General features: G+C 50.6%; 14 protein-coding genes and 1 riboswitch. Of the genes, 13 read left to right on the top strand and 1 reads right to left on the bottom strand.

From position 1 onward, the window contains the following. The first annotated feature begins 746 nt into the window (after positions 1-746). The 12 genes from Q0482_RS02600 to deoC all read left to right on the top strand — a co-directional run bounded on the left by Q0482_RS02600 (position 747) and on the right by deoC (position 15,333). Positions 747-1,790: an ABC transporter substrate-binding protein gene (locus Q0482_RS02600; protein ID WP_299142997.1), complete on the top strand. Its 1,044-nt coding sequence runs from the start codon at positions 747-749 to the stop codon at positions 1,788-1,790. A 275-nt stretch (positions 1,791-2,065) separates the two neighbouring features. Next, the gene (locus Q0482_RS02595; protein WP_299142994.1) at positions 2,066-2,848 is read left to right on the top strand and encodes an ABC transporter ATP-binding protein; all 783 of its coding nucleotides are present in this window, start codon (positions 2,066-2,068) and stop codon (positions 2,846-2,848) included. Next, the gene (locus Q0482_RS02590; RefSeq protein WP_299142991.1) at positions 2,845-3,639 is read left to right on the top strand and encodes an ABC transporter permease; all 795 of its coding nucleotides are present in this window, start codon (positions 2,845-2,847) and stop codon (positions 3,637-3,639) included. The genes Q0482_RS02595 and Q0482_RS02590 overlap by 4 nt, the downstream gene beginning before the upstream one ends. Before the next feature lie 549 nt (positions 3,640-4,188). Then, positions 4,189-5,949, top strand: a complete 1,761-nt coding sequence (locus tag Q0482_RS02585) for an iron ABC transporter permease (RefSeq protein ID WP_299142988.1) — start codon at positions 4,189-4,191, stop codon at positions 5,947-5,949. Positions 5,950-5,959: 10 nt separating this feature from the next. Continuing rightward, entirely contained in the window at positions 5,960-7,042 is a 1,083-nt protein-coding gene (locus Q0482_RS02580; RefSeq protein ID WP_299142986.1) for an ABC transporter ATP-binding protein, read from the top strand. Between the two features lie 38 nt (positions 7,043-7,080). Then, a complete protein-coding gene (locus Q0482_RS02575) occupies positions 7,081-8,130 on the top strand; it encodes an ABC transporter substrate-binding protein (RefSeq protein WP_299142983.1) in 1,050 nt (349 codons plus the stop codon). Between the two features lie 212 nt (positions 8,131-8,342). Then, the gene (gene gnd, locus Q0482_RS02570) at positions 8,343-9,755 is read left to right on the top strand and encodes a decarboxylating NADP(+)-dependent phosphogluconate dehydrogenase (protein ID WP_299142980.1); all 1,413 of its coding nucleotides are present in this window, start codon (positions 8,343-8,345) and stop codon (positions 9,753-9,755) included. Positions 9,756-10,126: 371 nt separating this feature from the next. Further along, entirely contained in the window at positions 10,127-11,182 is a 1,056-nt protein-coding gene (locus tag Q0482_RS02565; RefSeq protein ID WP_299142977.1) for an extracellular solute-binding protein, read from the top strand. Positions 11,183-11,252: 70 nt separating this feature from the next. Continuing rightward, positions 11,253-12,356 (top strand): ABC transporter ATP-binding protein, encoded by a 1,104-nt coding sequence (locus Q0482_RS02560; protein WP_299142974.1) that lies wholly within the window; start codon positions 11,253-11,255, stop codon positions 12,354-12,356. Beyond that, the gene (locus Q0482_RS02555) at positions 12,353-14,005 is read left to right on the top strand and encodes an iron ABC transporter permease (RefSeq protein WP_296959242.1); all 1,653 of its coding nucleotides are present in this window, start codon (positions 12,353-12,355) and stop codon (positions 14,003-14,005) included. The genes Q0482_RS02560 and Q0482_RS02555 overlap by 4 nt, the downstream gene beginning before the upstream one ends. 59 nt (positions 14,006-14,064) lie before the next feature. Then, on the top strand, positions 14,065-14,661 hold the full coding sequence (locus tag Q0482_RS02550; protein WP_299142970.1) for a DUF805 domain-containing protein: 597 nt from the start codon (positions 14,065-14,067) through the stop codon (positions 14,659-14,661). Positions 14,662-14,679: 18 nt separating this feature from the next. Then, positions 14,680-15,333 (top strand): deoxyribose-phosphate aldolase, encoded by a 654-nt coding sequence (gene deoC / locus Q0482_RS02545; protein WP_299142967.1) that lies wholly within the window; start codon positions 14,680-14,682, stop codon positions 15,331-15,333. A 736-nt stretch (positions 15,334-16,069) separates the two neighbouring features. On the opposite strand, the gene Q0482_RS02540 is transcribed toward deoC, so the two are convergent. Further along, complete coding sequence (locus Q0482_RS02540; RefSeq protein WP_299142964.1) at positions 16,070-17,053, bottom strand: ABC transporter substrate-binding protein; 984 nt, start codon at positions 17,051-17,053, stop codon at positions 16,070-16,072. A 111-nt stretch (positions 17,054-17,164) separates the two neighbouring features. Further along, a riboswitch (cobalamin riboswitch) is annotated at positions 17,165-17,351 on the top strand. A 93-nt stretch (positions 17,352-17,444) separates the two neighbouring features. Between Q0482_RS02540 and Q0482_RS02535 the strand changes: the two genes are divergently transcribed. Beyond that, positions 17,445-19,349, top strand: a complete 1,905-nt coding sequence (locus tag Q0482_RS02535) for a TonB-dependent receptor (RefSeq protein ID WP_299142962.1) — start codon at positions 17,445-17,447, stop codon at positions 19,347-19,349. The last annotated feature ends 1,026 nt before the right edge of the window (positions 19,350-20,375 follow it).

Here is a 20,375-nt window from a genome sequence, read left to right as displayed (position 1 = left end):
AGAAAGCCAGCTCCCCCGATCCCGATCGAGGGTTCAGAGGGTTCTCTCTCCCCCCGTTGTCCCACCGCTTGCGGGGTGGCAAAGGAACTGGAGTCACTCCAGCGAACTGGATTCGTAGGGGAGCGTGAGCGACCTGAGAATCCAGTGAGTCGGTGATAGCCGTGCTGCAGGGGAGCCTAAGCGACCTGAGAATCCAGTTCCCTCTCCCCCCTGACAAGCAGGGGGGCGCAAGAGAGTATATAGGCGCTCGCCACCCACCCCTTAGACAGGGGTGGGCAAGGACGTTACGTGCTGACCTTCCCGCCGGACACGGTCATTCTGAGCCGCAGGCGAAGAATCTTGGTGAGTGCCGCCAGTGACTCATCTGCCTGTAAATACCAGTCGGCGGGAATTGGCCACCCTTGGTAGCCCCCTATCCTGCTGCGCGGGGCTTCCCCTTAAAAGAGGCAGAATACGCCTCTGTTTTCCTTCGAAATCGTATGGTACCAACCGCCCAATGGGCTTGCTGCCGACAGGCAGCCTTTATACTCATCGCCGTAGGCGATACCACAACCCTCAGACGCGAAGCGTCTGTCAAACCTAAGAACCCTCGGGGGCGATAGCCCCGTCAGTCTTAAAAACCTTTTACATACTCCCCTCCGGGCGCCGGGCCCTTGCTTTTTCCATGGAATAGAGTAAAATACAGGCAATAACCCATTTTGCGGGGTATCCCACCATGCCCCACAGTAGGAGAGGAGAATAGTAGAATGAATTTAAAAAAAGTATTTGCCATGATTCTGGCAGGCATACTGGCCCTCACCGTATCCCTGTCATTTGCAGGCTGCGGCAAAGGCCCGGGAAGCACGTCCGCCGGCGGTGAGAAAAAGCCGGTGAAGGTCACGCTGGGTATGCTCCGGCTCACCAGCAGCGCACCCCTTTTCATTGCCATGGAAAAGGGCTATTTCAAGGATGAGGGCATTGACATCGATCCCCAGTGGTTTGATGCAGCCCAGCCCATTGCCGTAGCCACCGCTTCCTCCAAAGTCGATGTAGGCGCCACCGGCATTACGGCCGGCCTGTACAATATGGCCGCCAAAGGGCAGAAGCTTTACATTGTGGCCGATAAAGGCAGGGAAGAAAAGGGATACTCCTCCTCCGCCCTGCTGGCCGCTTCTTCCGAATACGACAATGGCCTGACTTCCATCGAAGCACTGAAGGGCAAACGGGTAGGCATTACCCAGAAAGGCTCCACCTTCCATTACATGCTGGGCCGGATGCTGGAAGCCAAAGGCCTTTCCCTGGATGATGTAACCATCGTTCCCCTGGGCAAACTGTCCGCTGTCATGGCAGCCCTGCAGAGCGGCCAGATTGACGCCTGCATCCTGAACGAACCGAACATTACGAAAGTCAGGAACGAAGGCTACGGCAAGGTCATTACCCAGGTCAGTGAAATCATGCCCTACCAGACCAGCGGCATTTTCTACTCCCCCGAATTCGCCAAGAACAAGGACGCAGCCGTCCGTTTCATGAAAGCCTACAACAAAGCCTGCAACGAGTACTACAGCGCCGTAGTAGACAAAAAGGATCCGTCTAAACTGGACGAAGTGGTGAAAATCATCTCCAAGTACGTAAAGACGCCGGAAGCGGACATCCGCCTGGGCCTGCCCTATGTGGATAAAAACGGCGTGCTCATGGCTGATGACATCAAAACCCAAATCGACTGGTACTCCTCCCATGGCATGATCGACGGGAAACTGGATGCCAAAGATGTGGTAAACACTTCCTTCCTGGAAGAAGCCATGAAGAAATAATAAAAAGCGCCGCAGACAAAGCGGCGCTTTCTGCGTAATGGGCCATTATCCCCTTACCGCTGCCCGCCGGCCATCCACCATCCTGAGGGGAAGCGAAGGATGATGGTGCCGGACATTAGTGTTTCCTTTGGCACCAGGGAAGAGGTCAGACAGCAGATAAGCGGCATTCCCGAAAGCAGGCGGACCGGTTCAAAGGGAGTTATATGGCACCACATGATATCTAATACACCCCCTACCCCCTAAACCTTTTCCAATATATAAAAATGGAGTCATCTATGGAAGTTATGATTGAAAATGTAAGCAAATCCTTCCGGAACGGGCAGAAAACCCTGCCGGTGCTGGAAGACATCAATTTGGAGCTGCACAAAGAAGAATTCGTAGCCCTGGTCGGCCCTTCGGGCTGCGGCAAGTCCACCCTCCTCAATATCTGCGCCGGCCTTCTGTCGCCGGACGCGGGATCCGTCTATTTCACAGGAGAAGATGTAAAAAGCGAACCCCGGGTATCCATCGTTTTCCAGGAAACCGGACTCATGCCCTGGCGGAATGTGTATGATAACATCGCCTTCGGCCTGGACGCAGGCCATGTGCTTCCCAAAAAGGAGTGGAAGGAAAGAATCGACCACTATATTTCCCTGGTAGGCCTCACGGGATTTGAAAAATCCTACCCCCACCAGCTCTCCGGCGGTATGCGGCAGCGAGTGGGCATTGCCCGGGCCCTGGCCATCAATCCGGACCTTCTCCTCATGGACGAACCCTTTTCCGCCCTGGACGCCCAGACCCGCATCATCATGCAGCAGGAACTGGTAGCCCTGTGGGAGAAGACAAGGCTCACCACCCTCTACGTCACCCATAATATCCAGGAAGCGGTGATGCTGGCAGACCGGGTGGTCCTCCTTTCCCGCCGCCCCGGCAAGGTGCGGAGCATCCTCTCTATCACCATCCCCCGGAGCGATAGGGAGAAACCGGAACACGCAGAAGAAATCGACCGCCTCACCCGCACCATCTGGGAACATATCAGCAAAGACGCCCTGGAAGCTATGACGGAGGTGAACCGATGAATAAATATGTGGTTGAAAACAAAATGAAACGGTGGCAGAAAAGTTACAGCCCCGCCGTATCCCTGATTTCAGTGGCTGCCCTCCTCCTTCTCTGGGAAGGCATCTGCCGGGCAGGGGTGGTATCCGCCCTCTTCCTGCCGCCGCCCACCCTTATTATTTCCTCCCTCCTGGACATGATAAAAGACGGAGAAATCGGCGTTTCCCTGGCAGCCTCCCTGTACCGCATCCTCATGGGCTTTATCCTTGGCAGCGCCTTCGGCCTTCTCGTGGGCCTTGTCACCGGCACCTCCGCCCTGGCGGACCGCATGGCGAATCCCATCGTGAACGCCCTCTACCCCATTCCTAAAATCGCCCTCCTCCCCCTCTTCATCCTGTGGCTGGGCATCGGCGAAGTATCCAAAGTCACCATCATCGCCCTGGGCGTCTTCTTCCCGGTGGCCATGAACACCTACTCCGGCGTGAAAAACGTGGACACCCTCCTCATCAAGGTGGCCGTGAGCTTCCACGCCGGCTGGGGCTACACCATGAAAAACGTGGTCCTGCCCTACGCCCTTCCCATGATATTCGCCGGCCTCCGTATCGCCGCCGGCACGGCCCTCCTCCTTCTGGTGGCGGCGGAAATGATCGCCGCCGAACAGGGCATCGGCGCCCTCATTCTTCACTACGGCGACCTCATGATTACAGAACGGCTCATGGCCGGCGTCATCGTCCTCTCCGTGCTGGGACTCATCTTCAACCTGTTCCTCCAGTTTTTGGAGAGGAAACTGGTGCCCTGGAACCATAAGGAGTAGGGAAAGTCTATCAGACATCAGACGCTTTATCGCCATTTCAAAAGGAACCGTATAACACAGCTGCTGCCTCGATTCCTTCGTCATTTCGAGCGGAGGGAAACGGGAAAATGATGCGGACGGCCCATGGAGATGGTGAAGAGGAGTCGAGAAATCTCACTCCGGAGCAGTATCAGCTCCGCTGCGGCGCTAGGGAAGCACTGATTATCATTACCAGCATAGATGTAAAAGAAAAGGACTGCGAAGAAATGATTGCTGTTTTTCGCAGTCCTTTTATATATAGAATGAGGGGAGCTCCTGCTTGCGTAATACTATATCAATATAAAGCGTACATTTATTTTAAAAATATAAAATAAATGTACTCGCTGCATCAATAAAATATGAGATGAAAAGCAGTATTTAATCAATAAACAACGGTTCTATGAATGGAAAAGATGAATTCACTTAAAAGCTATGCTTAAATCACAAGTAGGTGTAAATAGTATCTACTTTATGGTAGAATTGTAACAGAGATGTAACGACTTTGTAAAATTTACATTTCAATTGGATGGTATGAATGAAGAATCAAATGGTATCTGCTGTGACATAATAAAGGCGATGCTGATTTTGGGAGGGAAATACGTGGGGAAACTATCTGCATATTTTATGCATGAAATCAGGACGACAAAAGAAACTTTTCGAGATCCTATTGTAGCAGTATCATCGGTGAGCATTATTATTCTGCTCGCCATTTTTGTGGTGTGGCCGCTTTTGGAAGTTGTGAAGCAGAGCTTTGTCGGGCTTGATGGCTCTTTATCCTGGCGGGCATATAAAAATGTATTTACCATGAGGGAAACCTATGCGGCTTTTGTAAATACAATGACGCTGGCTGTGATTGTAGGCATTTTGGCAACTGCTATAGGCTTCCTTTTTGCATATTGTTCGTCCCATCTTGCTATTAAGGGAAAGAAGCTTTTTAATCTGATGGCATTGCTGCCCATGGTATCACCGCCTTTTTCTGTGGCGCTCTCTATCATTATGCTGTTTGGTGCTCGCGGACTTGTAACCTACAGCCTCCTTGGCTGGAGCAATACGAACATTTATGGATTCAAAGGCCTTCTCTTCGTTCAGACTATCTCTTTCTTCCCGATTGCTTTCCTTTTGCTTGCCGGGCTGCTCCGTTCTATTGATCCTTCCATTGAAGATGCAGCCAGAGACTTGGGATCTTCTAAATGGAGAACGTTCTGTACAGTGACGGTGCCATTAGTGCGCCCCGGCATTGCGAATGCATTTCTTCTTGTCTTTATTAAATCGATTGCGGATTTTGCGAATCCCATGGCCATCGGCGGCAATTACAGTACACTGGCGACCCAGGTATATCTGCAGGCTATTGGCAGTTATGATGTTCAGGGCGGGGCGGCTATTGCAGTCATCCTTTTAGACATCGCAATGATTCTTTTCGTTATTAATAAATACTGGATTGAGAAGCGTACCTATGTGACTGTTTTGGGGAAAGCTTCCCGTGAGCGGTCGCTTATTTCGGACCCACATGTGGTTATCCCTGTGGCAGGCTTTTGCTTCTTATTGACCTTCATTGTTTTTACGATATATATTCTGATTCCGATAGCGTCTTTTGTCAAAATGTGGGGCGTGGACTATTCGCTGACTACAGCCCATTATAAGTATGCTATCGACGTAGGCATGAGGGCCATTAAAGATACAACGCTCCTGGCTGTTATATCGACACCTATCGCCGGACTTCTTGGAATGATTATTGCTTACCTGGTGGTACGAAAGAAGTTTCTTGGAAGAGGATTCATTAATTTTTCTTCTCTTTTGTCCATTGCTGTGCCGGGTACAGTCATTGGTATTGGATATATTTTGACATTCAATAAATATCCGCTTCAATTGACAGGAACGGCTATTATTTTAATTGCTGCCTTTATTATTCGTGCACTTCCTATTGGTATCCGCGCCGGGGTAACGAGCCTTCAGCAGATTGATCCCGGCATTGAAGAGGCAGCATATGATCTGGGCTCTAATGCGAGCAAGGTTTTCCGCACAATTACGCTGCCCTTGATTAAAGATGCTTTTTTCGGAGGTCTGATTTATTCATTTATTAGAAGTATGACCTCTATCAGTGCTGTTATTTTCTTAGTTTCTGCGAAATGGAGTCTCCTTACTGTACTCATTTTGGATCAGGTTGAGGATAACCAATTTGGGGTGGCGTCTGCTTTTTCGACTATTTTAATTATCATCGTCTATATTGCTATTGGTGTTATTAAACTGCTTTTGAAACGTTTAGGATCCAGTCGAATGGATGTTACTGATTGAGGGGTAAATTATGACCAAAGAATCAAGTATTGAGTTAAAAAATCTAACGAAGAAATATATCACCCATGATGGTACGGGAACATTTTTGGCTGTGGATCATATTAACGTAAGCATTCATTCCGGCGAATTCGTAACTCTTCTTGGACCTTCCGGGTGCGGTAAAACAACCACGCTTCGAATGATAGCAGGCTTTGAAAGTATTTCTGATGGGGAAGTGCAGCTCAATGGGAAGCGTATCAATGAATTAACACCAGATAAAAGAGATTCTGCCATGGTGTTTCAGAGTTATGCCCTTTTCCCGCATTATAATGTTTTTGACAATGTGGGGTACGGTCTTGTTAATAAAAAGCTGAATAAAGAAACGATAAAAAAGAAGGTTACGGATATGCTTTCCTTGGTCGGATTGGAAGGTATGGGAAATCGTTTTCCTAATCAGCTCTCCGGCGGCCAGCAGCAGAGAGTGGCTTTGGCACGTGCTCTTGTTATGGAACCGGCAGTCCTTCTTTTTGATGAACCTCTGTCTAATCTGGATGCTAAACTTCGTGTATATATGCGCAGGGAAATTAGGAAAATTCAACGCCGTATCGGCATTACCAGTATTTATGTGACTCATGATCAGTCGGAAGCTATGAGCCTTTCTGATAAGATTATCATCATGAATAAAGGGCATATCGAACAGGTGGGCAATCCTACGGAAATTTATAGATATCCGGTTTCTCACTTCGTTGCCGATTTCATTGGCAATGCGAATTTTATTCCTGCGGCGGCTGAATCTGTATCTGGAGACAGGGCATTGGTAAGAATGCTTGGCCGGTCCTACGATATCCACTGCAACAAAGGCGCTTTTAAAGCCGGCGATGAAGTAGAAGTGGTGGTTCGTCCGGAAGCTATTGAACTGGCCGATGAAGGAGATGTGGAAGCAGAAGTGTTGACGTCCACATTTATGGGGGCTGTTCAGGAGTATTCGCTCCGGATAGGGGAACATGAAATCAATGGAGAAACATATAATCCTGCTGGTAAAAAGATTTACCATTCCGGGAATAAGGTATGGCTTCGTATACAGAAGGATGCGCTTCATGCGGTACAAAAATAGCTTTTATAATTTTCAGAGTGAAACAAAGGAGGCATAATATGAAATTAAGAAAAATGATGAGAGCGGCTGTGGCAGCTGCTTTAGTGGGATCGGTGGTATTTGGCATTGCCGGCTGTGGGGGTAATGAAAAAGGCGATGCAAAGGCCAAAGAAAATCCGAAAGAATTGACCATGTATATGGGCGTAGTGGAGCAGTCTGCAAAGGTGATTGCGGCGGACTTTGAGAAAGATACAGGCATTCATGTTAATTTTGTCCGTATGTCTGGCGGCGAGACATTAAGCCGTATTCGTGCGGAAAAAGATAATCCACAGGCCAGCGTGTGGTATGGCGGATCTGCAGATTCTTTCATTATGGCAAAAAAGGAAGGCTTGCTGGAGGCATATAAATCCCCTAATGCGGAAAAAATTAAACCAGAATTCAAGGATCCTGATGGTTATTGGACCGGCATATATCAGGGATATTTGGGATTTATCTGCGATGGCAGATATTTTGAGGAAAATCATCTGCAGCTCCCCGAATCCTGGGATGATTTGCTGAAGCCGGAGTTTAAGGGACAGATTGTCATGGGAAATCCAGGCTCTGCTTCTACAGGCTATGTCATTGTTTCTGCAACAGTACAGCGTTTAGGCGAAGAAAATGGCATGAAATATCTGTCTCTCCTGAATAAGCAGGTAAAACAGTATACCAAGGCCGGCGCAGCTCCTGCAAGAAGTGCGGCTCTTGGGGAAGCGGCTATTGGCATCACCTATCTCCATAACGGCATCCGCTTAATGAAAGAAGGAAATACTAACGTAAAACTGTCGCTGCCGAAAGAAGGAACTGCTTATGAACTGGGAGCAGTGGCTATTTTGAAAGGGGCACCACAGGAAGAAGCGGCGAAGAAGTTCGTTGACTGGTGCTTGACAAAGAAAGCACAGGAAATTGGACAGCACAACAATTCGTACCAGTTCCTGACGAATCCGGATGCAAATCCTCCAGAAGAGGCCATGCCTTTCAAAGATGCTAAGCTGATTAAATACGATTTCCAGTGGTCTGGGGATAATCGCGCACGCCTTCTGGAAGAATGGAATGCAGCTGTAAAACAATAATGGAAAGGTAAAGACAGTCATTGAGCAGGGATATCAAGCTGTGTAATGACTGTCTTTTGTTTAGAGTATACTGAATCATCTCATTACCTTGCTTTAGTGGAGCGTAGCGTAACAGTCCGGCTTATCTAGATTTGTATATCGGTATATTCACAATACGTAATGAATGATTTCGGCGGGCAATTCAATTTATTCTTTTGTAAAAGGAGTTTGCTATGTGCAAGTCACAGTTTGGTTTAATAGGTCTTGCTGTTATGGGGGCCAATCTGGCAAGGAATATGGCAGATAAAGGAGTTAAAACTCTTGTGTATAACAGAACCGAGGCAAAGACAAAGAAGTTTTTGGAGAATTTTGGACATTCCCCCAATTTAGATGGAGCGTTTACCCTGAAGGATTTTGTTAACCAGCTTGAAAGACCCAGAAAAATCATTCTTCTTATCAAAGCAGGTCAGCCTGTAGATGATATGCTGGATGAACTGATTCCTCTTCTAGATGCTGGCGATATTATCATTGATGGAGGGAATTCCTTCTTTAAAGATACGCAGAGAAGAAGCAAAAGAATGAAGGAATTGGGTTTTGAGTATGTTGGAATGGGGGTCTCCGGTGGTGAAGAAGGAGCTCTCCATGGTCCAAGCCTTATGCCAGGATGTGGCAGGCAGGCCTATGATCATATTCGACCGGTGCTGGAAGCCATTTCGGCTAAAGCCGAAGGTGAACCCTGTGTAGATTATATTGGGACAGACGGTGCTGGACACTACGTAAAGATGGTGCATAATGGCATTGAATATGCGGATATGCAGTTGATTAGTGAAGTGTATACCATCATGCGGCATGTCCTGAAAATGGATGTGGAAGAAATAGCAGAAGTTTTCGGTAAATGGAATCAAGGCCGCCTTTCCAGCTACCTTATTGAAATTACTGCCGCTATTTTGCAGAAAAAAGACGGGAAAACTGGAAAGCCTATAGTAGATATTATTTTGGACAAAGCAGGGCAAAAAGGAACCGGGAAATGGACAAGTCTTTCTGCCCTGGAGCTTGGTGTTCCCACTCCCACTATGACGGAAGCCGTGTTTGCCAGGGACATGTCATCTATGAAAGAAGAAAGAGTGGAATTGGATAAGAAATATAATGATATCCGGTTCGCTTCAGATACGCTGGATAAAGATTCACTCTTGGCTGATTTGGAAAAAACACTGTATGCTTCTAAAATATGCGCCTACGCCCAGGGGTTTAATCTTATCGGCACAGCAGGAGAAGTCTACGGATGGCATCTGAATCTTGGGCATTTGGCTAAAATCTGGAGGAATGGATGTATTATTCGTGCGGCATTCCTTAATGTGGTGAGTGATAGCTTTGATAGTAATCCTTCCATGAAGAATCTTCTTTTCAGCGATTTCTTTGCAAGTGCTTTAAAAGAGGCACGGCCAGGGTGGGGACGGATTGTCTCCCTGGCAGCCGAAGCAGGCGTGGGAATTCCTGCTTTGTCTTCTGCGCTGGCCTATTTTGATGCGTACCACACGCCCGTGGGAAACGCGAATATTATTCAGGCGCAGAGAGATTATTTCGGCGCTCACACGTATGAAAGAGTGGATAAGGAAGGGCATTTCCATACGGACTGGTTGAACTGACATGTTTGTATCTAAAGCGACAGGTTATTCTTTCAGGCATCAGTCATTATTTTTATAAAAAGCCTCTCCGCTATGAAATTATATTTATGGTGGAGAGGTTTTTATCATGATGCTGAATGCTGATGGATGCCGTTTTTGCATGGAAATGAAGAAAATTACTTCAATAAACGCATAGAGTTTATGTAAATATTACAAATCGGCATGCTAATTTACGAAATCTATACAGAATACTTATGATATCTAGATATTTAATCATGCTGTTGATACAATGAAATCAAAAGCCGGACAGAGGGTGTACTGATTGGGGTGCACTTTTTTGACGTGAAAAATGGAGAATCTGTCATGTTTCCGGACACAAGGAGGCACAAAGAATGAAAGGTTTGAAGAAGATGGCAGCCGTACTGGCATGTGCGGCCATTGCAGCAGGCGTTTTTGCAGGCTGCGGCGGAGATACCAAGAAGGACGACAAAGCGGCAGCAGGGGACAAGGTGCTCACTGTCTATACGGCCCGCAGCGAAAGTCTGAATAATCTGGTAATCCCTGCCTTTGAAAAGGAAACGGGCATTAAAGTAAACATGATTGTGGCAGGTACAGGGCCGCTGGTGAAGCGGGTGGCTTCGGAAAAGGACAACCCCCAGGGGGATGTGCTCTGGGCTGCAGACCAGACTATGCTGGAATCCCAGAAGGACCTTTTTGAAAAATATGTATCGCCGGAAGATGCCAATATGCTGGATAACGCAAAGAACAAGACCGGCTATTTCACCCCTGCCTTTGCGGATCCCACCGTATTTATCGTGAATACGAACCTGGCCGGTGACATGAAGATCGAAGGCTTTGACGATCTTCTGAACCCGGCGCTGAAAGGAAAGATTGCATTCGGCGACCCGGCCAACTCTTCTTCCGCGTTCCAGAGCCTCATGGCCATGCTCTATGCCAAGGGAAAGGACGGGGACCCGCTGTCTCCGGAGGCCTGGGCCTATGTGGATAATTTCATCAAGAACGTGGACGGCAAGTTCCTGAACAGTTCCGGCGCCGTGCATAAAGGAGCGGCCGATGGAGAATATACCGTAGGCCTCACCTGGGAGGATCCGGCAGCTACCTATGTGAAGAACGGGGCACCGGTGAAGGTGGTGTTCCCGAAGGAAGGGGCTATCTTCCCGGGAGAATCGGTAGAAATCATCAAAGGTGCCAAGCACATGGAAAACGCCAAGAAGTTTGTAGATTTCATGCTTTCTCAGAAAATCCAGGAGGAGGCAGGGAAGACGTTGACTGTCCGGCCGCTCAGAAAGGGCGTGAAGCTGGCTGATTACATGACGCCTCAGGACCAGATTCATCTGTTCAAGAATTATGATGAAGGCTGGGTGGCACAGCATAAGAAGGAAATCGTGGCCCTCTGGAACCAGCATCTGGAAAATTCACGTCAGTAATTAAAAAATCGACTGAAAATGGGGTGCAGACAGGCTCTGCGCCCTGTTTTCTTTCATAAAGGAGCTATCTATGAGTGTATCCATTGATATTGACCATGTGGTCAAGAAATACGGCAGCAATACGGTGATTAACGGGCTGTCCCTGTCGGTGAGGCCGGGAGAATTCTTTACCCTCCTGGGGCCGTCGGGCTGCGGAAAGACCACGCTGCTCCGTATGATTATAGGGTTCAACTCCATTGAAGGAGGCACCATATCCGTAGGCGGGAGGGTGATTAACGATGTGTCCCCGGACAAGAGGAATATGGGCATGGTTTTCCAGAACTATGCCATATTCCCCCATATGTCGGTGAAGGATAATGTGGCCTTTGGCCTCCGCATGCGGAAGGTGCCGGAAAAGGAACTCGAGGAACGGGTGGATCATATGCTGAAGGTGGTGAAAATCGACCATCTGAAGGACCGCATGCCGGTGGCTCTCTCCGGCGGACAGCAGCAGCGGGTGGCCCTGGCCCGGGCTATCGTCATCAGGCCGGAGGTGCTTTTAATGGATGAGCCGCTGTCCAATCTGGACGCCAAGCTCCGCATTGAAATGAGGAGCGCCATCAAGCAGATACAGAAGAAGGTGGACATTACCACGGTGTATGTGACCCATGACCAGGAGGAGGCGCTGGCGGTGTCGGACCGCATAGCCGTCATGAACGGCGGCATTATCCAGCAGATTGGAAAGCCCGCCGATATTTACAAGCGTCCGGCCAATGTATTCGTTTCTACCTTTATCGGACTCTCCAATCTCCTTGACGGGGCAGTTCATGGCAGCGGAAAATCCCGCAGGGTGTCCTTCGACGGCACTTCCTATGAAGTGGAAATGGGAAATCTGTCGAAAGATACGGAAGATAAAGAGCCGGTTATCATTTCTGTGCGGCCGGAGGAATTTGATATCCATGTGGGTGGTAAAGAAGGCATCCGCGGGGAAATCATGTCCTCCATCTTCCTGGGACTCACCACCCACTATTTCATCCATCTGGAGAATGGAAAGGACATCGAGGTGCTGGAAACCAGGGAAGACCATGATATCATCCCCGACGGCAGTGCTGTGACGCTGACGGTGAAGCCCCGGTTTATCAATGTGTTCCATAAGACGTCGGGCACGTCGCTGATTGAAGGTGAAATGTCATGAAGAAGAAACTGACCCTTTGGGACCTGTTCAGCGTCATGATTTTTGCATTCTTCGCTCTTTTCATTCTCTATCCTCTCTTCCTTATCCTTTACAAGAGTGTTATTTCCGGTGATACCGGTGCCTTTTCTCTCCAGTACTTTGCCCATTTCTTTGCCAAGAAGTTTTACTGGGGCACCATGATTAACTCCCTGAAGGTGACAGTGGTTTCCACGGCCCTGGCCGCGGCACTGGGGCTCCCCCTGGCCTACCTCATGGGACGGCTGAAAATCAGGGGCAGCAGTTTCCTTAATATACTCATCGTCATTGCCTATCTCTCACCGCCCTTTATCGGCGCCTATGCCTGGATACAGCTTCTGGGAAGAAACGGTGTGGTGACCCAGTTCCTGAATCATCTCCTGGGGACCCATTTCGGCGGGGTGTATGGCTTTGCAGGCATCGTCCTTGTTTTTACGCTTCAGTCTTTCCCGCTGGTGTTCATCTATGTATCGGGAGCATTGAAAAGTCTGGACAATTCACTGAACGAGGCGGCGGAAAGCCTGGGCTGCGGCAAAGCAGGCCGGATTCGCCGGATTATCATCCCTCTGGTCATGCCTACGCTTCTGGCCAGCTCCATGCTTGTCTTCATGCGGGTGTTTGCTGACTTCGGTACGCCCATGCTTATCGGTGAAGGCTATAAGACGCTGCCGGTGCTCATTTACAACCAGTTCATGGGAGAGGTAGGTGGCGATGACGGATTCGCGGCAGCTATCTGCTGCATCGTCATCGGTCTTACTATTGTCATGTTCTTTGTACAGCGCTTTCTGGCCAACCGGAATACCTACGCCATGAATGCACTGAAGCCCATGGCGGCGGAAAAGGCAAAGGGCATGAAGAACCTTCTGGCCCATGCGGTCATTTATCTGGTAGTGGGACTGGCAGTGCTGCCGCAGGCGGTAGTCATTTACACCTCCTTCCTGGCATCCAATGGAGGGCAGGTGTTTACCGGCGGCTTTGCTCTGCAGAGCTATGAGGCCACCCTCTTTGCCAAAGACAATGATGTCATCTGGCATACCTATTTCCTGGGCCTCTGTGCCATCTGCATCGTCCTTGTGCTGGGCGTGCTCATTGCCTATCTGTCGGTGCGGAAGAAGAATCCGCTGAACAGTGCCCTGGATGTGATTACCATGTTCCCCTTCATTATCCCCGGCTCTGTCCTTGGTATTTCCTTTGTTTTCGCCTTCAACAAATCGCCCTTGATTTTAACCGGCACCATGCTGATTATGATTATTTCCTTCGCCATCCGCCGCATGCCCTATACAGTGCGGTCTTCCACGGCGGTGCTTGGGAATATCAGCCCCTCCATTGAAGAAGCGGCCATCTCCTTGGGTGCTTCCGAAATGACCACCTTCCGGAAAATCACCATCCCCATGATGGCTCCCGGCGTCCTCTCCGGCGCCATTATGAGCTGGGTCACCATTATCAGCGAACTGTCATCGTCCATCATTCTCTACACCAACTCCACCCAGACCCTCACCGTATCCATTTACACGGAAGTTATCCGCGGCAATTACGGCAATGCTTCCGCCTATGCCACCATCCTTACCGTGACCTCCATCATTTCCCTCCTCCTTTTCTATAAGCTCACAGGGAAACGGGATGTATCACTATAACAAAAAGGCAGGCCCCGGTCTGCCTTTTTTGATATAATGCAGAAAAGAGGAGGTGCTCTATGACCGCATGGTGCGATGACAAACTGGAAAAAATCAGCCGGTGGTACGACAGGCAGCTGGACAGCTGGGGGCCTTGGTATGAGGCAAAGCTCACGGAGCCATGGATGAGGAAGTACTTTTCCTTCCGGGGCAGGATGAACAGGAAGCCCTATATCCTTCGGGGGATTCTGCTTTCTGTCTTCGGAAGTCTTGTGGAAATGGGGATTCTGGCTCTGGCCGTCCTGATTTCCGGGAAGGTGCTGGTTCCCATCCTCATGACCACTCTCGTCCATGCCCTCTTCCAGCTGGGGCTCCTGTCCCTGGCTGTCCGGCGGCTCCATGACCTGGGGAACGGCGCCCGGGGGTTCGGCGCCCTGAATGTGATTCTCTTTCTGTCAAGTCTCCTGTCGGAAACGGTGAAGGCCCTCTACGGCGGCATGTATCCTCTTTCCTGGACGGCGGGGCCGGGACGGTTCATTCTCTATGGAATCATGATTCTGCTTTTTGTAGCGGCCCTGTACCTGGCTTTTGTCTATATCTGTCTTCTTTTCCGCAAGGGCACGGAAGGGCCCAATCCCTTCGGGGAAGATCCCCTGGCCCCTCCTGCGGAAGAGTGACCGGAAAGGAGTATTTCCATGACCAATGATTTCATCTTTTCCCACGTGGACCACACCCTTCTGAAGGCGGCGGCCACTTGGCAGGACATCCGAAAACTCTGCGAGGAAGCGGAGCAGTACCATATGGCATCTGTATGCGTTCCCTCGTCCTTTGTAAAAAAAATCCGGCAGCATTTCCCGTCCCTTACCATCTGCACGGTAGTGGGATTTCCTCTGGGAAACGGCAGCACCGCAGCCAAAACAGCGGAGACCGCCTCTGCCATAGCAGACGGCGCCGATGAAATCGACATGGTCATCCATATCGGCGCCCTGAAGGAGGGAAATCTGTCCTATGTGACCGATGAAATCCGGCAGGTGAAGAAAGCCATAGGTGACCATATCCTGAAGGTCATCGTGGAAACCTGCTATCTTACAGAAGAAGAGAAAATCGCCGCCTGCCGCGCCGTCACCGAAGGTGGAGGGGACTTTATCAAAACCTCCACCGGCTTCGGCAGCGCCGGCGCTGTTCTTTCCGATGTCAAGCTCTTTAAGAAATACGTGGGGCCAAAAGTCAAAATCAAAGCCGCCGGCGGCATCCACAGCAAAAAGGAAATGGAAGATTTCCTCCAGGCTGGCGCCGCCCGCATCGGCGCCAGCGGAGCCATTCCCGCACTGCTGGGGAAGAGCATATAAACACGAAAAAGGCCCGTGAAAAAAATGACAGTCATTTTTTTCACGGGCCTTTTTCATTGAATGAAGCAGCTGTCAGCTGTCAGCTATCCGCTATCCGCTGACAGCTGACAGCTGACCGGTATTCCCGAAAGCAAGAAGACCTCAGACGGTCAGACGTCAGACTTCCCGCCACCGGCATTGACTTACATGTAACCCCATACGGCATGTACCAAGATTCTTCGCTTCGCTCAGTATGACAAGCGGCCGGCGGGAAAATAAGCACTTCGTCATGCACCACCGGTGACACAAAAATCAAAACCGTAACGCTGACTTTATAATCATTGCCCCTAAAGGGGAAACGACTCACTACATTTTGCGCGTCGCTAGCGCTCCTTCATCCTCTGCTGTCACTGACTCACTGGATTTTCAGGTCGCTGATGCTCCCTTACAAATCCAGTTCGCATAGTGCAAAATGTGTTCGCTGTGCACCGTAAGGGCGCTACCACTACCCTCAGCCCGTCATGGCTGTCGCCCCCTGAGCGGTAGCGAACACAACCTGCCGCCATTAGGCGGCCATAACCCTCGGGCCAAAGGCTCGTCAACCCTCACGCCGCAGGCGTGTCCAAAGGCGCCAGCCGCGCCCCTTTTTTATAAAACTTGCGGCGCAGCCGCCACCACAACCCTCAGACACGAAGCGCCTGTCCAACCTGAGCACCCTCCGGCCCCGTCGGGCCGGTCCATCTTAAGAACCCTTCTCTTAATACCCCCGTATCTGGCCTTCTCCGCTCATATCGAAGAGGGGGCCGTAGGCGGCGTTGGCCAGGCCTTTGATGGCCCATACGCAGTTCTGGGAGGCGGAGTAAATGTACCGGTCTTCCACCGGAACGATGTGGCCGGCGGCCCGCATGGAGGCGATGGCGGGGTTGGCCAGGAAATCGTCCCGGTATCTGGCGGCGCCGGTGGTGTCGGAGGTGCGGTCGGTGGATACGAAGAGCATATCCGGGTCTGTCTTGATGATAAGTTCCGGCGAGGTGGCCTGCCCGTTCACGCCGCCGGCCAGGGCGATGGCGTTGTCAATGCGGGCGCGGGTGAGAAGTTCGTTGAACATGGAGCCCGGTCCGCCGTAGCGGGTCATCTGGGACACCAGGTATACCACCGGTTTCTTTCCCTTTTCTTCTGCAAGGCGGCTGTCGATTTCAGAAAGGGCCTGTTCCATTTTAGAAATCACATTCTCGCCCCGCTCTTTCTCCCCTGCTGCGGCGGCGATGATCCGCACATCTTCCTTCACCTGGTCAATAGACCGGGGCCCGTCGATGACCACCACCGGTATGCCCAGATTCCGGTAGAGGTCAAGCTCCCTGCCGTCGGTGTAGGTGGAGGCCACGATGAGATCCGGACGGGCTTCGGTCACGATTTCCATGGAAAGACCGGTGAGGGGTACGGTGAGGGGGATGTCCTTCGTGTCCTCTGCAATGTAGGAAATATTGGGGTCCCGGTCTGCGTCGGTGGCGGCGGTGAGTTTGTCCGGCGTCACCACGGAAAGGAGCATGGTGTCGATGGAAGCGGAGTTTCCCAGAATGCGCTTCGGTTTGGCAGGAATAACAACGGCCTTCCCGGTGGCGTCGGTAACGGTATAGCCGCCCCCTTCGCCGCTGGATGCCATCTGCTTCATGCCGCAGCCGGAGAAGGAAAGGAGCATGAGGCTGCTCAAAAGTAAAGAAAAGCACTTGGTATATTTCATCGAAAACCTCCCTTGAAATCCATTTCATTATAGCATACATGAATGTATCTATTTGAATTATTAGAAAACAGTTTACAGAATCTGAAATTCATGTATAATAAAAGGGTAAGTTCTATAAGAATTCATAATGGTTCGGACATATCCGATGAAAAGAGAAGTGCGGTGAGGGGAGACCCGATTCCGCCACGGTCCCGCCGCTGTGAAGCTGAGAGTCCTCCAAAATGTCACTGGGAAACCGGGAAGACGAAGGAATCGGGGAAGCTGAGTCAGAAGAACTGCCCTATGAATAACAATCCACTGCCTGGCAGGAGAAATGGTACGATGTATGCCTGACTCCGCAGACGGTATTGTTTCTTACGTCCCAAATGAGGGAAATGAGGGAGGAATCATTATGAAGAGGAAAATCTTAGCAGCGTCACTGGCAGTCTTGTCACTTTCCGGCGGCGCTTTTTGCGTGGAAGCCGCCGATATGCCGGTGTACACCTTAGACGGCATCGTGGTCACCGCCAGCCGCGTGCCGGAAAAGAAAATCGACTCCAACGCCGATGTGTCCGTGGTGACATCAAAGGAAATCGAAGAGAAGCACTATGACAACGTGAGCGAAGCCGTAAAGCATGTGCCGGGAGTCACTATTTCCAGTCAGGGCGCCAGCAGCCAGGTAGGCATGGGTAACCAGATTTATATCAACGGCTCTAAAAATGTAGTGATTCTGGTAGACGGCATGAGAAGAAATACCAATGGCAACTCCCTGGCCACTGCTGACATAGGCGATATGGTCAATATGGACTCCATTGACCATATCGAAGTACTGAAAGGCTCTGCCTCCACCCTTTACGGCTCCGATGCCCAGGGCGGCGTGATCAATATCATCACCAAAAAAGCCAAAAACGACGGGGTCCGCACCACCCTCCGCACATCTTTCGGCAATGAAAGCAGGGAAAAATATTCTCTTCATAACGAAGGCCGGGAAGAAAATGTTTTCTGGAACGTAGATGCAGGCAAGGAACTGCAGGGGAAATACAAAGACGGCTGGGGCCGGAGGGTGATCAACCACCTCAATGCAGAGCACTACAACGTAAAACTGGGCTATGACCTGGGTAATGACTCCGATGTGGTATTCAACTATGAGAAGTATACATCCGATTATATCCGCCCGAATTCCGGAACCAACGATACAGCCCGGGCCAGAGGCAAAAAGGACAATGATTCTGTGAGCCTGCAGTATAAGGCGAAACTGAATGACCGCCTCACCAGCCAGTTTTCTATCTACAGAAACAATACCCATATCAATGATAACTATAACGCTTCAGACCCCTGGGATATTTGTGATATGAAGATGAGAACCACCGGGATTTCCGACCAGCTGACCTATACCATGGACAGGCAGACCATAACCGGCGGATTTGACTGGTACAAGGATGAAATCCCCTATTATAAAGGGACTCCTGCTGTGGAAGGCACCAGCATTACCAATACCGCCTTCTATCTGCAGGATAAGGTCGACCTCACTGACAGATGGAATGTGACCCCGGGCATCCGGGTAGACCATCATTCCGAATTCGGCACCCACACATCCCCCAGTCTCTCAGTAGGCTATAAGCAGAACGAAAAGACCAATTACTACATCAACTATAAATCCTTCTTCGCAGCCCCCAGCCTCTTTCACCTTTATTCTTCATATGGCAATAAAGACCTGGATCCGGAGGAAGGAAATACCGTCGAATTCGGCGTGAATCACCGGTTTACCGATTCCCTTGACGGCACTTTCAACGTATTCCATACCCATGCGAAGAACTTGATTGATTTTGACTATACGACCAGCCGCTATAGAAATTTAGGGAAAACCAATGCCAATGGCTTCAGCCTGAGCCTGAACAAGGAATTCAGCCGGCACTGGAACGCCTCCCTTGGTTATTCCTATCTCCATATGCAGGCCAAAGCCGGAGAAAATATCAATAATAACGGAGCCCTTCCGGAAAGCACGCTGCATGTGAATGTGTCCTACAAAGCAGACAAGTTCAATGCATCCCTTGACGGCAGAGGCGTCATGAACCGCTATGGCAAGAAACAGTACCCTGAAATGCGGAACTATAGCAGCTACTGGGTATGGGACATGGCAGCCAACTATCATTTCACCAAAAACGCCACCCTTTTCGCCAGGGTGAACAACATTTTCGACCAGTTCTATACCGATGTAGGAAGTTCCTATGGTCCCGGCGCAGACCCGGCAAAATATCAGCTCTGGTACTCCGCTCCCGGCCGTAACTTTGAAATCGGCATGCAGTTCACCTTCTGATGATTTCCGGCTCGCTGCGCTCGCCACCCACCCCTGGGCAGGGGTGGGCAAGGTATGTAGTGGCGCGGTTCCTTTTTCCCCATAAACTTGCCCACCCCCGCACTCGGAGGTGGGGGGACCACGTCAGCGGTGGAAGGGGGCCGCCGCAGGCGGTCGGGGCTGTGAAAAAATGTTCAATCATTTCTTCACAGCCCCTTTTTCATGCAGTCCGATGAAAGTCCCCCGTCCTCTTCCCGCCGGAATTTATCAGCCGGCCGGTGAGGCGGCAGTCCGCTTACCGCCGGCGGTGTACCGGTATCCCCGAAAGCAAGAAGACGGCAGACCGTCAGACAGTCAGACAATAAGACAATCAGACAATAAGACAATCAGACGTCAGACTTCCCGCTCACTATTTAGAGGCAGATGATTCGCTGGCGGCGCTCACCAAGATTCTTCGCTATCTCCCAGAATGACTGTATCCGGCGGGGAAATAAGCACTTCGTCATGCACCACCGGTGACACAAAAATCAAAACCGTAACGCTGACTTTATAATCATTGCCGCCGTAGGCGGTGCACAGCGAACTGGAGTCACACCAGCGAACATAATTTGCAGGAGCAAAGCGACGCACAAATTATTGTGAGTCGGTGATAGCTGTGCTGTAGGGGAGCTTTAGCGACCTGAGAATCCAGTGAGTCGTTTCCCCTGTGGGGCAATCCACAACCCTCAGACGCGAAGCGTCTGTCCAACTTAAGAACCCTCCGGCCCCACAAGGCCGGTCCATCTTAAGAACCTTTTCTACAACCTTTCTCCTCACAACCTGCGGCGAAAGCCGCGCCCCGGGGCCCCTATATATTGGCGGCGCAGCCGCCACCACAACCCTCAGACGCGAAGCGTCTGTCCAACCTGAGAACCCTCCGGCCCCACAGGGCCGGTCCATCCTAAGAACCTTTTCTACAACCTTTCTCCTCACAACCTGCGGCGAAAGCCGCGCCCGGGGCCCCTATATATTGGCGGCGCAGCCGCCACCACAACCCTCAGACGCGAA

This window comes from uncultured Dialister sp., from assembly GCF_937959425.1.
Taxonomy (GTDB): Bacteria; Bacillota; Negativicutes; order Veillonellales; family Dialisteraceae; genus Dialister.
This window is presented reverse-complemented; position numbering and strand designations above follow the sequence as displayed.

Coding starts and splice junctions, on each gene's coding strand:
- Q0482_RS02600 (WP_299142997.1), top strand. CDS start 747: ATGAATTTAAAAAAAGTATTTGCCATGATTCTGGCAGGCATACTGGCC.
- Q0482_RS02595 (WP_299142994.1), top strand. CDS start 2,066: ATGGAAGTTATGATTGAAAATGTAAGCAAATCCTTCCGGAACGGGCAG.
- Q0482_RS02590 (WP_299142991.1), top strand. CDS start 2,845: ATGAATAAATATGTGGTTGAAAACAAAATGAAACGGTGGCAGAAAAGT.
- Q0482_RS02585 (WP_299142988.1), top strand. CDS start 4,189: ATGAATGAAGAATCAAATGGTATCTGCTGTGACATAATAAAGGCGATG.
- Q0482_RS02580 (WP_299142986.1), top strand. CDS start 5,960: ATGACCAAAGAATCAAGTATTGAGTTAAAAAATCTAACGAAGAAATAT.
- Q0482_RS02575 (WP_299142983.1), top strand. CDS start 7,081: ATGAAATTAAGAAAAATGATGAGAGCGGCTGTGGCAGCTGCTTTAGTG.
- gnd (WP_299142980.1), top strand. CDS start 8,343: ATGTGCAAGTCACAGTTTGGTTTAATAGGTCTTGCTGTTATGGGGGCC.
- Q0482_RS02565 (WP_299142977.1), top strand. CDS start 10,127: ATGAAAGGTTTGAAGAAGATGGCAGCCGTACTGGCATGTGCGGCCATT.
- Q0482_RS02560 (WP_299142974.1), top strand. CDS start 11,253: ATGAGTGTATCCATTGATATTGACCATGTGGTCAAGAAATACGGCAGC.
- Q0482_RS02555 (WP_296959242.1), top strand. CDS start 12,353: ATGAAGAAGAAACTGACCCTTTGGGACCTGTTCAGCGTCATGATTTTT.
- Q0482_RS02550 (WP_299142970.1), top strand. CDS start 14,065: ATGACCGCATGGTGCGATGACAAACTGGAAAAAATCAGCCGGTGGTAC.
- deoC (WP_299142967.1), top strand. CDS start 14,680: ATGACCAATGATTTCATCTTTTCCCACGTGGACCACACCCTTCTGAAG.
- Q0482_RS02540 (WP_299142964.1), bottom strand. CDS start 17,053: ATGAAATATACCAAGTGCTTTTCTTTACTTTTGAGCAGCCTCATGCTC.
- Q0482_RS02535 (WP_299142962.1), top strand. CDS start 17,445: ATGAAGAGGAAAATCTTAGCAGCGTCACTGGCAGTCTTGTCACTTTCC.